Below are 14,407 nucleotides of genomic sequence, written 5' to 3'. Positions count from 1 at the left end.
TGCGCGCGGTCGTTGAACGAGAAGACCGGCGCGCTGCGCCGGTCTGGGAAAGGATCAGGCCCGGCTGCCCAGCCGGCTGTGGCGGATGCCGTAGCCGAAATAGATCACCAGGCCGAGTACCGTCCAGCCCACGAACACCTTCCAGTGTTCCTGGAACGCCTGGAAGAACAGGAACAGGCAGGCCACGGCGCCCAGCGGGCAGATCAGCATGGCCAGCGGCACCCGGAACGGACGCGGCAGGTCGGGCTTGGTGAAGCGCAGCACCATCACGCCGGCGCAGACGGTGGCGAAGGCGAGCAGGGTGCCCATCGAGACGAGTTCGCCCAATACACTGAGTGGGATCATGCCGGCCAAGGAAGCAGCGACCACGCCAACGATCACGGTGCCGACGTAGGGCGTGCGGAACTTGGGATGCACCTTGCCGAACAGCTTGGGCATCAAACCGTCCTTGGCCATGGTGTAGAAGATGCGCGGCTGCGCCATCAGCATCACCAGCACCACCGAGGACAGGCCGGCGATCGCACCGATCTCCACTGCGGTCTTGAGCCAGGTCAGTTGCGGGTGCGCTTCCAGTGCGGTGGCCACCGGCTTGGCGGTCCCCAATTGGGTGTAGGGCAGCAGGCCGGTCAGCACTGCGCAGACGATGATGTAGATGATGGTGCACACCGCCAGCGAACCCAGAATGCCAATTGGCATATTCCGCTGCGGATCCTTGGTTTCGCCAGCCGAGGTGGAGACTGCGTCGAAGCCAATATAGGCAAAGAAGACGATCGCGGCGGCACGGAACACGCCGCTCCAGCCAAAAACACCGGGACCAGTGTTTTCGGGAATGAAGGGATGCCAGTTGGCTGGGTCGATGTAGGCTGCGCCAAAGCCGACGAACAGGCAGATCACCGCGATCTTGATCGCCACGACAATCGCGTTGATGAAGGCAGATTGGGTGATGCCCACGTAGCAAAGCCCACTCACTGCTGCCACGATTAGCACCGCAGGAAGGTTGAGGATGTTGCCTGAAGCTACGAACGCGCCATCGGTCCAGGCCAGTGGCGCATCTGTCAGTTCCGTCGGAAATGGCAGACCAAGCGTACCGGTGATGAAGCTAATCAGGTAGGCCGACCATGCGACTGCGACGCTAGAGCCGGCAAATAGGTACTCCAGCACCAAGCACCAGCCGATGAACCAGGCCACGCCCTCGCCGAGCGTGGCGTATGAATACGAGTAGGCGCTACCGGAGACTGGCATCATCGCTGCAAATTCGGCATAACACAGGCCGGCGAACGTACACGCCAAGCCGGCAAACACGAACGACAACATGACCGCTGGGCCGGCGTGATTAGCCGCGGCCTGGCCGGTCATGACGAAAATGCCGGCGCCGATCACTGCGCCGATGCCGAGCATGATCAGGTGCTTGGCGGTGAGGGTCCGTCGCAGCGTGGCCTCGCCTTGCAGGCTGCTGCCTTCGACCGGTTCGCCCGCATCGACGTGTGCGGCGGGCTCGATCGGTTTGACCCTCAACAGAGACTTCAGCATTCGGTACATCCCCAAGTGGCAGGCGTCGGGCGCTGGCGCCCAGGCAAAGGTGTGCGCCGCGTCCCGATAGGACAGGCAAGCGGCCTACCTTGCCAAAGCTACACGCTCACGACAAGCGCAAACGCAGCATGAATAGCGATAATGGCCATTTGGCGACCAGCGATCGAGAGCGACAGATGGCAGATGCAACCCTGCGGCAGCAACTGGCCGCCTACCGCGCGCGCTGGCCCGACGAAGCCGTGGTGGCTGATCAGTTCGCACAGTTGCTGGACGATGCTGGCGATCCGTTCGTGCGCGAGCGGGTCGAAGGTCATTTCACCGGCTCGGCCTGGGTGGTGAGCGCCGATGGCGCCCGCACCCTGCTCACACACCACCGCAAACTGCAGCGCTGGCTGCAGCTGGGTGGACACGCCGATGGCGACCGTGACCTGGCGCAGGTGGCCTTGCGCGAAGCCGAAGAAGAGTCCGGTCTGAGCGGTTTGCGGTTGGCAGACGCCGAGTTGTTCGATCTGGACCGCCACTGGATCCCCGCGCGCGGCGAGGTGGCCGGGCACTGGCATTACGACGCGCGCTATGTGGTGGTCGCGGGTGTGGATGAGACCTTCGAGGTCAGCGAAGAGTCGCTCGCTTTGGCGTGGCGGCCGATCGCCGACCTATTGGCCGAGCCTGAGCTGGATCCGTCGATGCGGCGCATGGCCGAGAAGTGGATGGCCCTAGGCGTGTGATGGGTGCTGGGCGCGCGCCCTCATCCGCCCTGCGGGCACCTTCTCCCGCAAGCGGGAGAAGGGAGTAGGCCGGGGAAGGAGCTAGCGGCAGAAGGGCGACCTGCACTGCCTTACTCCCGCAAGCGGGAGAAGGGAGTTGGACGGGAAGGGGGCAAGCGGCAGAAGGGCAACCTGCATTGCCTTCTCCCGCAAGCGGGAGAAGGGAGTTGGACGGGGAGGGGGCAAGCGGCAGAAGGGCGACCTGCATTACCTTCTCCCGCCTGCGGGAGAAGGTGGCGCAACGCGCCGGATGAGGGGCACTCTTGCATCAACGGATCAATACAAGATCCGCGTCCGCAAGGTCCCTTCGATCAAAGCCAAGCCTTCCTTCATCGCGGTGGCCTGCGCTTCGCTGGCACTGACATCGATCACCACGTAGCCAACCTTGGGATCGGTGCGCAGGAACTGGCCGTCGATGTTGACGTTGTGGCGCGAGAACAGTTCGTTGATCTGCGACAGCACGCCCGGCACGTTGCGATGGATGTGCAGCAGGCGCAGGCTGTCGGCATGCTCGGGTAGCGTCACTTCGGGGAAGTTCACTGCCGATAGCGTGCTGCCGTTGTCGCTGTAGCGCACCAGTTTGGCGGCCACTTCGACGCCGATGTTGTCTTGCGCTTCCAGCGTACTGCCGCCCACGTGCGGAGTCAGGATCACGTTGTCGTGCGCGGTCAGCGGCGACTCGAACGCGTCGCCATTGCCCTTGGGCTCGATCGGGAACACGTCCACCGCCGCGCCGCCGATCTGGCCGGAGCGCAGTGCCGCATCCAGCGCCGCGATATCGATGACGGTGCCGCGCGAGGCGTTGATCAGGTGTGCACCGGGCTTCATGCGGGCGATTTCGGCCGCGCCGATCATGTCCCTGGTGGACGGCGTTTCCGGCACGTGCAGCGTCACCACGTCTGCGCGGCCGAGCAGGTCGTCCAGGTCGATGGCCGCGCGTGCGTTGCCCAGCGACAGCTTGGTTTCGATGTCGTGGAAGATCACCTGCATGCCCAGCGACTCGGCCAGCACGCCGACCTGGGTGCCGATGTGCCCGTAGCCAATGATGCCAAACACCTTGCCGCGCGTTTCGTGGCTGCCGGCGGCAGACTTGGACCAACCGCCGCGATGGCACTCGGCATTCTTCTGCGGAATGCCGCGCAACAGCAGGATCGCTTCGGCGATGACCAGTTCGGCCACGCTGCGCGTGTTGGAGTAGGGCGCATTGAACACCGGAATGCCGGCCAGCTCGGCCGCCTCCAGGTCCACCTGGTTGGTGCCGATGCAGAAGCAGCCGATGGCGATCAGGCGCTTGGCATGCGCCAGCACCTCGGCGCTCAGCTGGGTGCGCGAGCGGATACCGACGATATGCGCTTCGGCGATGCGCGCGATCAGTTCGTCTTCCGGCAACGACTTGGCGTGCAGCTCGATCTGCGAATAACCGGCGGCGCGGAACACATCCACGGCGGTCGGGCTGATGCCTTCCAGCAACAGGACGCGAATGTCCTGTTTGGGAAACGAGGTTCTCTTCGGCGACATGGGGGAGCGCACTGCAGCAATCGGGCCGGCAACTATGCCAGATGGGGTGCCGGATTTGGCAGTCGCAGCGACCGCGCCAATGCGTTGCGGCCCTTGCGCTGCAACGGTTTCAGCTGAATCCAACACCGCGCCGGCGCAGCGCATCGCAGCTGGACGGGGCCGACGCACACTGGCACGCTGTGCGGTTCCTACCGCCGTGCCGCGCGCCATGACCGATCCCCGCATTGTTTCCTTGCAACAGGCCGTGCCCGCGTTGCGTTTGAAAACCGAGCCGGCCGACCTGGAGCACTACGGGCGCGACTGGACCCGGCGCTGGACCCCCAACCCGTTGGCCATCGCGCTGCCGGGATCGGTGGACGAGGTGCAGGCTGTGATGCGCTGGGCGAATGCGCAGGACGTGGCCGTGGTGCCCTCGGGCGGCCGCACCGGTCTCTCCGGCGGCGCAGTGGCCGCCAACGGCGAGCTGGTGCTGAGCCTGGAACGCCTGAACAAGCCGCTGGACTTCAACGCGGTGGATCGCACGCTCACCGTGCAGGCGGGCATGCCGCTGGAAGCGGTGCACAACGCCGCCCGCGAACACGGGTTGATCTACCCGGTGGATTTCGCTGCCCGCGGTTCGTGTTCGATCGGCGGCAACATCGCCACCAATGCCGGCGGCATCCGGGTGATCCGCTACGGCAACACGCGCGAGTGGGTGGCCGGCCTGAAAGTGGTCACCGGTGCCGGCGAGGTGATCGAGCTCAATAACGCGCTGATCAAGAACTCCAGCGGCTACGATTTCCGGCATCTGATGATCGGCTCGGAAGGGACCCTCGGCATCGTGGTGGAAGCGACCCTGCGGCTGACCGATCCGCCGCCGCCCGGCAATGTGATGCTGCTGGCATTGCCGTCGTTCGACGTGCTGATGCAGGTGTTCGCCGCATTCCGCGCGCAATTGCGTCTGGAGGCATTCGAGTTCTTCACCGATCGTGCGCTGGAGCATGTGCTGGCGCACGGCGCGCAGGCGCCTTTCGCGCAGGTCCATCCGTACTACGTGGTCACCGAGTTCGCTGCTGGCGACGAGGCACAGGAAGCGGCCGCGATGGCGGCCTTCGAGACCTGCATGGAGCAGGGCTGGGTCAGCGACGGGGTGATCAGCCAGAGCGATGCGCAGGCCGCGCAGTTGTGGCGGCTGCGCGAGGGCATCACCGAAGCGCTGGCGCGCTACACGCCGTACAAGAACGACGTATCGGTGCGCATTTCGGCGATGCCCGCGTTCCTGGCCGATACCCAGGCCTTGCTGGGCGAGGCGTATCCGCACTTCGACGTGGTGTGGTTCGGTCATATCGGTGACGGCAATCTGCATATCAATGTGCTCAAGCCCGATGCCACCAGCCAGGCCGACTTCGTGGCCGCCTGCGATCAGGTCACCAAGCTGCTGGCGCAGGCCCTGCAGCGCTGCGGTGGCAGTATTTCGGCCGAGCACGGCATCGGTCTGGTCAAGAAGCCGTATCTGTGGAGCACGCGCTCGGCCGCGGAAATCGCGCTGATGCGCGGCATCAAGCAGGTGCTGGACCCGCGTCTGTTGCTGAATCCAGGCAAGCTGTTCGAGATGCATGACGCGCCCGGAAGCGCGCCCGCCGGTTAGTCTTCCCGCACCTTCACATGGAAACGACATGCCGATGATGCGCTCTCTTGTGTTCTGTGCATTGACCGTGCTGCCGCTGGCAGCGTTCGCCTCCAGCCTGGCCGGCACCTCGGCTGGCGCCTCGTCGGCCGGTTCGTCCAATAGCAGCAGTTCCGGCGACGACAAGGTGGTTGCCGACGCGCGCGAAGACGCCGCCGGCTTCGTCGCCAGCAACGGCGCCATCCGTGGCGCGCGCCTGGAAGCGGCACTGCTGCAACTGCGCGCACGCAGCGATGCGGCGCGCCTGGCCAGCGATCTGGAACTGGCGCAGTCCATCCTGGCGCAGTGAAGCGCCGCCGCTGGCGTCGGTGGCTGTGGCTGGCCGCAGTGATCGCAGCGGCGTCGCAGGTGCACGCGCAGGAGCAGCAGCGGCCCACGCTGCAACTCGTGCCGGCATCGGCCGACCTGAGTGAGGCCGAGCGCGCCGCCAGCGAGGCTCTGGTGACGCTGGTGCTGCGACGCTTGCCGCCGCAGTGGGCGCAGCGCAGCGTGGCGCCGATCCAGCTGGAATGGCGTCACGATCTGCCCGCGCGGGTGCATGGCCGCGCGATCGGCAGGCGTGTTCTGCTGGATCGGGCCTTGTTGCAGGCCTGGAGCGCGCAGCCGGCCGGCGATCGCGACGATGCGGCCATGCCGGCCACGCGCGCGGCAATGGCCGCCATGGTGCACGAGCTGGCGCATGTGCTCGACCGTGGTGCCGGCAGCGTGTTGTCGCGCGATCCGCGTCTGCGCGATCTGGCGGGCTGGCAGGTGCGGCCCTGGCGCATCGGGCGTGGCGCCAACAACTTCAGCGATCGCAGTCCCGACGACTATGAGCGGCAGAATCCGGCCGAGTTCGTCGCGGTCAATCTCGAACATTTCGTGCTGGATCCGGACTATGCCTGCCGGCGTCCTGCACTGGCGGCCTGGTTTTCGCAGCAGTTGGGGTCGCCGCAGGGAAGCGCTCGCTGCGCCGCGGCGCTACCGTACCTGCAGGCCGACAACGATGCCGGCGCGATGTCGTTGCTGATGCTGGACCCGGCGCGTGTCTATGCCGTGGACTACCTGCTTGCCGAAGGCAACCAGCAGCCGATGAGCCGCTGGGGCCACAGCATGCTGCGGCTGGTGATCTGCGCGCCCGGTCGCGCGCCGGGGCCGGCGTGCCGGCTGGACCTGCAATACCACCGGGTGCTGTCGTTCCGCGCCTTCGTCGGCGATGTGCAGATTTCCAGCTGGCGCGGGCTCACCGGCGCGTACCCCTCGCGCTTGTTCGTGCTGCCGTTGAATCAGGTGGTGGACGAATACACCAAGGTGGAACTGCGTGCCCTGTCCTCGGTGCCACTGGCGCTGACGCCTGCAGAGATCGCGGAGCTACTCGCACGCGCTGCACAGGTGCATTGGAATTACGACGGACGCTATTACTTCGTCAGCAACAACTGCGCGGTGGAAACCTACAAGCTGCTGCACGATGGCGTGCCGCGGCTGGCCGCAGCCGATCTGTCCTCGATCACGCCGCGCGGTGTGCGCAAGCGCCTGCAACGTGCGGGCATCGCCGACCTGCGCGTGCTGGACGACCGTGCGCAGGCGACGCGCCAGGGCTATTACTTCGAGTCGGCCGCCGCGCATTACCAGGCGATGTTCGATGTGCTCCGGCGCGGCTGGCCGGTGCCGCAGACGCGTGTGGCGCAGTGGCTGGATGCGTCGCCACAGGCGCGCGCGCAGTGGTTCGATCGCGGCGGCCTGCGCGCGACCGCGGCGGCACTGCTGCTGGAGCAGGCGGCCCTGCGTCGCCAGGAGTTGCTGGCACGCGATGCGCTCAAGCGTCTGCTGCAAGCGGGCGTGGTGGGGCGCGAAACAATGCAGGGGCAGCTGCAGTCGCTGTTTGCGCGCGAAGCGCAACTCAGTCATCCCGCGATCCTGTTGGGGAGCACTGGATATGGCTTGCCGCAGGCAGACGAGCAGCAACAACTGAGTGCGCGCGTGGCGCAGGACAGCGAGGTACTGGTCGGCGGCTGGAAGCAGCTGCAGCTCCTGGGCCGCCAGCACTTGCCGGGCAACCTGCGCAGTGGATTGGAGCAGGGTGAGGCGAATGTGGCGCAGTTGCGCACACGCCTGCGTGGGCTTGCGCGCGGTGATGTGGCCGCCGACAACGTGCAGCCGGACATGCGCATGCCTCTGCAGGTGCAATAGCGAACCTGGCTACGGGGAGGGGCGCAGTACGAGTCCCGCTCCCGATGGGGAGAGGAGGCACGGCTTCCGCACCACTGGCGCGCGTGCCTTGAAGCGCCTGCGTTGCAAGCGCGGGCCGGGGCGCGGATCGAGGGTGAGGTGAGGGTACGCAGCGAAGCTCTCGTGTTATTCCCACTGCACGAGGCTTCGCCCGTACCCTCATCCGGCGCTACGCGCCACCTTCTCCCGGCGGGAGAAGGGAAGCAAGCACTGCACCCGACAGTTGCGGCGAAGAGCCCCTCTCCCGTGGGGAGAGGGGTTGGGGTGAGGGTACGGTTCGAAGCTAACGTGCAGGTCCAACTGCACGAGGCTTCGCCCTTACCTTCATCCGGCGCTATGCGCTACCTTCTTCCTATAAAGGGGAGCAAGGTCCCGAGGGGTGAAGGGATACCTCAGCCGGCGGGTTGCAGGTCCGCTTGCACCGCATACTGGCGCAGCCATTGGCTGATGTGCGCATCGTTGCGGTACTGCTACATCAGCTTGGCCAGACGTGCCGGTGCCGGTGTGCAGAACTGCGCAACTGCCACTTCGATCTCGTGGTGGCGATCGGCGTCGTAGGGTTCTTCGCCAGCGAAATGCACACAGGTATCGTAGTCGTCCACCAGCGCACGTACGTCGTCGGGCATGCCGCACAGGCCGGCCGGGTGCTGCAGCCATTCTTCCTCCACCTTGGGGTCGGTGCAGGTTGCCGCAGCCGGCGCCGACGCGGGTGTCGGTACCGGTTTGGCGGTGCAGGCAGCCAGCAGCCCCAGCGACAGGGCTGCGAGCAGGCGCAGCATCAGTCGGCGCGGCCGGCGAATTCGCCGGTGGTGGTGTTGACCAGCACGCGTTCGCCGTTGCTGATGTACTCGGGCACCATGATTTCCATGCCGGTACTGAGCTTGGCCGGCTTCGGGCGCTTGGTGGCGGTGCCGCCCTTGAGCTCGGGCGGGGTTTCCACCACTTCCAGCGTCACCGTCTGCGGCAGCTGCACGGCCACCGGCTGGTCGTCGATCACCTGCACATAGATGCCGGTCAGGCCATCGGTGATGTAGCCGGCATCGGTGCCGATCACGTCCGCGTCCAGCGTGTATGGGGTGAAGTCTTCGTCGTCCATGAACACGAACGCCTCGCCATCCTTGTAAGAGAACGTCGACTGACGGCGCAGCAGTTCGACCTCAGGCAGGTTGTCGTCGGCATCGAAGCTGGCGTCCAGCTTGGCGCCGCCGGGCACGCTGTACATGATGAAACGGAATCGCACATTGCCGCCGCGCCCCTGCGGGGAGCTACGCTCGATGTCGCGGATCTGGTAGATGCCGCCGTTGTATTCGACGACGTTGCCTTTCTTGATGTCGTTGGCTTTCATGGGTTGAGTCAGGGATTGGGGAGTGGGGATTCGGGATTGGCAAAAGCAGGATTGCAGGAGGCGGGAAGGGTGCGGGGTTCTTGCTGTGACGAATCCCAAATCCCGAATTCCCAATCCCGGCTACTTGGGCGCCAACCGCACACCGCCATCCAGGCGAATGACTTCGCCGTTGAGGTAGCGGTTACGCAGGATGAAGGCGACGGTGTCGGCGTATTCGTCGGGTTGGCCCAGGCGTGAGGGGAACGGGATCGCCGCGGACAGCGACTGCTGTACCGCTTCGGGCATGCCGTCGACCATCGGGGTCCAGAACACGCCAGGGGCAATCGTCATCACGCGGATGCCGAAGCGCGCCAGCTCGCGCGCCATCGGCAGGGTCATGCCGACCACGCCGCCCTTGCTGGCGGCATAGGCGGCCTGGCCGATCTGGCCCTCGAACGCAGCCACCGATGCGGTATTGATGATCACGCCGCGCTCGCCATCCTCGCCAGCGGGGTTGTGCTGCATCACATCGGCCGCAGCCTTGGCGACATTGAAGCTGCCGACCAGATTGACCAGCACGGTGGTACGGAAGGTCGCCAGCGGCATTGGCGCCTCCTTGCCCAGTACGCGGCCGGCGCCCAGGATGCCGGCGCAATTCACCACCAGGTTGAGTCCGCCCAGTACCTGCGCAGCCTGCGCGATATTGGCCGACACCTGCGCCTCGTCGGTGACATCGGTGGCGAAGTAGTGCGCATTGCCGGAACCGAGCAGGGCCAACGCCGCGTCGGCCTTGTCGGCATTGACGTCGAACAACGCCACCTTGCCGCCATCGGCCACGATGCGTTGCGCCACCGCCAGGCCCAGGCCGGACACGCCGCCGGTGATGACGGCAAGGACAGAAGCTGGCTGCATGGCATGGTTCCCTGTAGAAGCGTTGAGCTCGCGGATGGAGCGCGCGCGGCCGGCAATTCTAGCCGAAGCCTTTGCGCGATCGTGGTGGTGATACCTGCGCGGCGAAGACCTCAGTCAGCCGCCGCCAGCGCCTTGCCCGCTTTGCTGCCGGTCTCGCGGCCCAGCAGTTGCGCCAGCCAGCGGCCGGTGCGGGCGAGGGCAGGCAGGTCGATGCCGGTGGGCATGCCCAGGCCCTGCAGCAGGTACACCACGTCTTCGCTGGCGACATTACCGCTGGCGCCCTTGGCGTACGGGCAGCCGCCGGCACCGGACACGGCGGCATCGACCACGCGCACGCCCTGCTCCAGGCAGGCGGCGATATTGGCCAGCGCCTGCCCATAGGTGTCATGGAAATGCACGGCCAGTGCCTGCATCGGCACCTCCTGCGCCACGGCGGCGAGCATCTGGCGCGCCTTGCGCGGGGTGCCGACGCCGATGGTGTCGCCCAGCGAGATTTCGTAGCAGCCAAGCGCATGCAGCCGTTGCGCGACATTCACCACGTCGGCCACCGGCACCTCGCCCTGGTAGGGGCAGCCCAGCACCGTGGACACGTAGCCGCGTACCCGCACGCCGTCGATACCGGCCCGCTCCAGGATCGGCCGGAACCGTTCGATCGATTCGTCGATGCCGGCATTGGTGTTGGTGCGATTGAACGTCTCCGATGCGGCAGTGAACACCGCCACCTCGCGCGCGCCGGCGGCATGCGCACGCGTGTAACCCTGCAGATTCGGCACCAGCACCGGATAGGCGATGTCAGGCGTCCGTGCGATGCCGGCGAACACCTCGGCGGCGTCGGCCAGTTGCGGCACCCAGCGCGGGCTGACGAAGCTGGTGGCTTCGATGGTGCGCAGACCGGTGGCCGACAAGCGATCGATCAGCGCGATCTTGTCGGCGGTGGCGATCGGTTGCGCCTCGTTCTGCAGTCCATCGCGTGGGCTCACTTCGACGATGCGGACGAAGTCGCTCATGCGACCGGGTCGCCGTGCAGGTTGCCGCAGGCGAGCTCGAGATGGTCGGTTGCGCTCACGCCACGCTCTCCGGCATCCAGGCGGGAGTGCGCTTGTCGAGAAACGCGCCCAGGCCCTCCTGGCCCTCGGGCGAGACGCGCAGGCGCGCGATCCAGGCGGCGTTGGCGGCATCGACGGCATCGCGATCGGCGGCCGGCAGGACCGAACGCACCAAGGCCTTGGCATTGCTGGCGGCCAGCGGCGCAACCGCCAGCAGCAGCCGGACCTGGCGTTCCACCGCCGTGTCCAGCTGATCGGCCGCCACCAGCTGATGCAGCAGGCCCAGTTGCTGTGCGGTGCCGGCATCGAAGATTTCGGCGGTGGCGAACCAGCGCCGCGCCTGGCGCGCGCCGATGGTGGCGACCACGTAGGGCGAAATCACGGCCGGCAGCAATCCGAGCTTGCTCTCGGTCAGGCCGAAACGCGCCTCGGTGCAACCGATGGCGATATCGCAACAGGCCACCAGGCCCACGCCGCCACCGAAGGCGGCGCCGTTGACGCGCGCAATCGTGGGTTTGGCAAGTTCGTCGAGCGTGCGCATCAGGCGCGCCAGCGCCAGCGCATCGGCGGCGTTCTCCGCCTCGCTGGCGTTGGCCATGCCGCGCATCCAGTTCAGGTCTGCGCCTGCGGAGAATGCATCGCCGGCACCGGTCAGCACCACCACGCGAATCTGCGGGGCGCTGCCCGCCTGCTGCAAGGCCTCGGTGAGCGCGGCGATCAGCGTCGCATCGAAGGCGTTGTGTACGGCGGGGCGATGCAACCGCAAGGTGCGGACCGGTCCCTGGTCCTCGACGATCAAGCCGGTGTCCTGCATTGCGCATGCGTCCATGAATGGGATGCGAACCATGATAACGGCACGGCTCGCCGGAGCCATGACGCGGTGCGTCGATGCTAGAATTGAGAACCATTCCTAACAATCAGGCCGTCTTTGTGACGTTGTCCGACATGCCCCTGCACCGTGCCGCCATCGTGGACTCCGTGGAGGATCGTCTCCCCAACGACACGATCGCGCGGCGCCTGCGCGAGCTTGGCTTCGTCGCCGGGGAGGAGGTCACCGTGCTGGCGACCGGACCGGTCGGTCGTGAACCCTTGTTGGTGCAGGTGGGCTACACGCGCTTCGCCCTGCGGCGCAGCGAGGCCGCACGGGTGCAGGTGCGCGAACAAGGGGGTTCGGCATGAACGCGGCCGCGGTTCCGTTGCGCCTGGCACTGGTGGGCAACCCCAACAGCGGCAAGACCGCATTGTTCAACCAGCTCACCGGCAGTCGGCAGAAGGTCGCCAATTACACCGGCGTCACCGTCGAACGTAAGGAAGGGCATTTTCGCGCACCGTCCGGGCGCGACTTCGCGGTACTGGATCTGCCAGGCGCCTACAGCCTGCAACCGGCCAGCCTGGACGAGGCGATCACCCGCGATCTGTGCCGCGGCTTCTACCCGGGCGAGCCGGCACCGGACGTGCTGGTGTGCGTGATGGACGCGACCAATCTGCGCCTGCACCTGCGCTTTGCGCTGGAGTTGCGCGAGTTGGGCCGGCCGATGATCGTGGCGCTGAACATGGTCGACGCCGCGCAGCGGCGCGGCATCGTCATCGATCTGCCGGCGCTGGAGCAGGCGCTGGGTGTGCCGGTGGTCGAAACCGTGGCGGTACGGCGTGGCGGCGCGAAGGCGCTGGTGGAGCGGCTGGATGCGCAGGCGAGCAGCCTGGCCGTGCCGACCGCCACCCCGCCGGCCGACGGCAATTATCACGCGCTGGTACGGCAGATACTGGATGCGGCAGTGACCATGCCCGCACGCACCTCGCGGGTGGACGACGCGCTGGATCGCTGGTTGCTGCATCCGCTCTGGGGGTTGGTGACGCTGGCGGTGGTGATGTTCCTGATCTTCCAGGCGGTGTATGCCTGGGCCACGCCGGTGATGGACCTGATCGATGCCGGCACCGCTGCGCTGGGCGAATGGGTCGGCACCACCTTGCCGGAAGGCCCGCTCAACAGCCTGCTCAAGGACGGCATCATCGCCGGCCTGGGCGGGGTGATTATTTTCCTGCCGCAGATCCTGATCCTGTTCGCCTTCATCCTGGCGCTGGAGGAATCCGGTTACCTGCCGCGTGCGGCCTTCCTGCTGGACCGCATGATGGCTGCGGCCGGGTTGTCCGGGCGTTCGTTCATTCCGCTGCTGTCGAGCTTCGCCTGCGCGGTGCCGGGCATCATGTCCACGCGCAGCATCCAGGACCCCCGCGACCGGCTCGCCACCATCATGGTCGCGCCGTTGATGACGTGCTCGGCGCGCCTGCCGGTGTACGCGCTGCTGATCGGTGCCTTCATTCCGCAGAAGACGGTGTGGGGCATCTTCAACCAGCAGGGACTGGTGCTGTTCGGGTTGTACGCCGCGGCCATCGTCAGTGCGCTGCTGGTGTCGTGGACAATGAAGAAATGGCGCCGTGACAAGAGCGAGCACCCGCTGATGCTGGAGCTGCCGTCCTACCGCGTGCCGCAGTTGCGCGATATGGCCCTGGGGCTGTGGGAGCGCGCCTGGATCTTCCTCAAGCGCGTGGGCGGCATCATCCTGGCGCTGACCATCCTGCTGTGGTTCCTGCTCTCGTTCCCGGCGGCGCCGGCCAATGCCACCTTGCCGGCGATCGACTACAGCTTCGCCGGTCGCATCGGTCACGCAATGGCGGTGTTCTTCGCGCCACTGGGCTTCAACTGGCAGATCTGCATCGCGCTGATCCCAGGCCTGGCCGCACGCGAAGTGGCGGTGGCCTCGCTGGCCACGGTGTATGCGCTGTCGGCCGCCGACGACGATGCCGCCGCGCAGGCCTTGTCGCCGTTGATCAGCGACGGCTGGTCGCTGGCCACCGCGTTGTCGCTGCTGGTCTGGTACATCTATGCGCCGATGTGCATCTCCACCCTGGCCACGATCAAGCGCGAAACCAACTCGTGGAAGCAGATGACCGTCAGCGCGGTCTACCTGTTCGCGCTGGCCTATCTCGCCTCGCTGGTGACCTACCAGTTGGCAGTAGCGCTCGGTGCCGGCTGAGATGGAACTCTCGCTCACCCTGCAGTACGTGGTCATCGCCGCCGCGGTCCTGATCAGCGTATGGGTGGTGATGAAGAAGCAGTTCCCCGGTACGGTGCGGCGCCTGCGTGGTGCGCTCGCGCTCGTGTTGTTGCGCGAAGGGCGGCCCGCCTGGATGCGGGCGCTTGGCCGCCGCGTCGCGCCGCCGGCCAGCCAGGGCGGTGCGTCCTGCGGTGGTTGCGACAACTGCGGCCCGACGCCGCCCCGCAAGCACTGAGCCCCGCAAGCTCGGCTACACTTGCGCGGCCGCAGGACGCGGCATGACAGGGGATGGCAGATGCGTTTGCTGGTGGTTGCGACAACTGCGGCCCGACGCCGCCCCGCAAGCACTGAGCCCCGCAAGCTCGGCTACACTTGCGCGGCCG

The 14,407-nt window shown here is 66.6% G+C and carries 13 protein-coding genes and 1 pseudogene; 7 read left to right on the top strand and 7 right to left on the bottom strand.

Going from position 1 to position 14,407, the window contains the following annotated elements:
* Positions 1 to 54: 54 nt before the first annotated feature.
* A complete protein-coding gene (locus tag LL962_RS18725) occupies positions 55 to 1,530 on the bottom strand; it encodes an amino acid permease (RefSeq protein ID WP_228318004.1) in 1,476 nt (491 codons plus the stop codon).
* Positions 1,531 to 1,706: 176 nt separating this feature from the next.
* Between LL962_RS18725 and LL962_RS18720 the strand changes: the two genes are divergently transcribed.
* The gene (locus LL962_RS18720) at positions 1,707 to 2,255 is read left to right on the top strand and encodes an NUDIX hydrolase (RefSeq protein ID WP_228318003.1); all 549 of its coding nucleotides are present in this window, start codon (positions 1,707 to 1,709) and stop codon (positions 2,253 to 2,255) included.
* Between the two features lie 315 nt (positions 2,256 to 2,570).
* Here LL962_RS18720 and serA read toward each other — a convergent pair whose 3' ends face one another.
* Positions 2,571 to 3,812: a phosphoglycerate dehydrogenase gene (gene serA, locus LL962_RS18715; protein WP_228318002.1), complete on the bottom strand. Its 1,242-nt coding sequence runs from the start codon at positions 3,810 to 3,812 to the stop codon at positions 2,571 to 2,573.
* A 208-nt stretch (positions 3,813 to 4,020) separates the two neighbouring features.
* Between serA and LL962_RS18710 the strand changes: the two genes are divergently transcribed.
* From LL962_RS18710 to LL962_RS18700, 3 genes are read left to right on the top strand one after another with little or no spacing between them, the layout of a single operon-like run.
* Positions 4,021 to 5,439, top strand: coding sequence for an FAD-binding oxidoreductase (locus tag LL962_RS18710; protein ID WP_228318001.1), 1,419 nt, complete (start codon positions 4,021 to 4,023; stop codon positions 5,437 to 5,439).
* Between the two features lie 34 nt (positions 5,440 to 5,473).
* The gene (locus LL962_RS18705; protein ID WP_104588845.1) at positions 5,474 to 5,767 is read left to right on the top strand and encodes a DUF2388 domain-containing protein; all 294 of its coding nucleotides are present in this window, start codon (positions 5,474 to 5,476) and stop codon (positions 5,765 to 5,767) included.
* Positions 5,764 to 7,647, top strand: coding sequence for a DUF7844 domain-containing protein (locus LL962_RS18700; RefSeq protein ID WP_228318000.1), 1,884 nt, complete (start codon positions 5,764 to 5,766; stop codon positions 7,645 to 7,647). Before LL962_RS18705 ends, LL962_RS18700 begins: the two co-directional genes overlap by 4 nt.
* 431 nt (positions 7,648 to 8,078) lie before the next feature.
* Here the strand turns inward: LL962_RS18700 and LL962_RS18695 are convergent.
* From LL962_RS18695 to LL962_RS18675, 5 genes and pseudogenes are all read right to left on the bottom strand, one after another.
* Positions 8,079 to 8,465 (bottom strand): annotated as a pseudogene (locus LL962_RS18695) (hypothetical protein).
* Entirely contained in the window at positions 8,465 to 9,031 is a 567-nt protein-coding gene (gene yeiP, locus LL962_RS18690) for an elongation factor P-like protein YeiP (RefSeq protein ID WP_228317999.1), read from the bottom strand. The pseudogene LL962_RS18695 and the gene yeiP overlap by 1 nt, the downstream one beginning before the upstream one ends.
* 120 nt (positions 9,032 to 9,151) lie before the next feature.
* A complete protein-coding gene (locus tag LL962_RS18685) occupies positions 9,152 to 9,922 on the bottom strand; it encodes an SDR family NAD(P)-dependent oxidoreductase (RefSeq protein ID WP_104588841.1) in 771 nt (256 codons plus the stop codon).
* 110 nt (positions 9,923 to 10,032) lie between these two features.
* Positions 10,033 to 10,929, bottom strand: coding sequence for a hydroxymethylglutaryl-CoA lyase (locus LL962_RS18680; protein WP_228317998.1), 897 nt, complete (start codon positions 10,927 to 10,929; stop codon positions 10,033 to 10,035).
* A gap of 55 nt (positions 10,930 to 10,984) precedes the next feature.
* Complete coding sequence (locus LL962_RS18675) at positions 10,985 to 11,782, bottom strand: enoyl-CoA hydratase-related protein (protein WP_228318020.1); 798 nt, start codon at positions 11,780 to 11,782, stop codon at positions 10,985 to 10,987.
* Between the two features lie 116 nt (positions 11,783 to 11,898).
* Between LL962_RS18675 and LL962_RS18670 the strand changes: the two genes are divergently transcribed.
* From LL962_RS18670 to LL962_RS18660, 3 genes are read left to right on the top strand one after another with little or no spacing between them, the layout of a single operon-like run.
* Positions 11,899 to 12,147: a FeoA family protein gene (locus tag LL962_RS18670; RefSeq protein WP_104588838.1), complete on the top strand. Its 249-nt coding sequence runs from the start codon at positions 11,899 to 11,901 to the stop codon at positions 12,145 to 12,147.
* Positions 12,144 to 14,003: a ferrous iron transporter B gene (gene feoB, locus LL962_RS18665; RefSeq protein ID WP_228317997.1), complete on the top strand. Its 1,860-nt coding sequence runs from the start codon at positions 12,144 to 12,146 to the stop codon at positions 14,001 to 14,003. Before LL962_RS18670 ends, feoB begins: the two co-directional genes overlap by 4 nt.
* 1 nt (position 14,004) lies before the next feature.
* Positions 14,005 to 14,259, top strand: coding sequence for a DUF6587 family protein (locus LL962_RS18660; protein WP_228317996.1), 255 nt, complete (start codon positions 14,005 to 14,007; stop codon positions 14,257 to 14,259).
* Positions 14,260 to 14,407: the final 148 nt, after the last annotated feature.

The organism is Xanthomonas sp. NCPPB 1067 (genome assembly GCF_020783795.1).
Taxonomy (GTDB): domain Bacteria; phylum Pseudomonadota; class Gammaproteobacteria; order Xanthomonadales; family Xanthomonadaceae; genus Xanthomonas; species Xanthomonas melonis.
The sequence above is the reverse complement of the archived record's forward strand: the minus strand, read 5'-3'. Positions and strand labels throughout refer to the sequence as shown.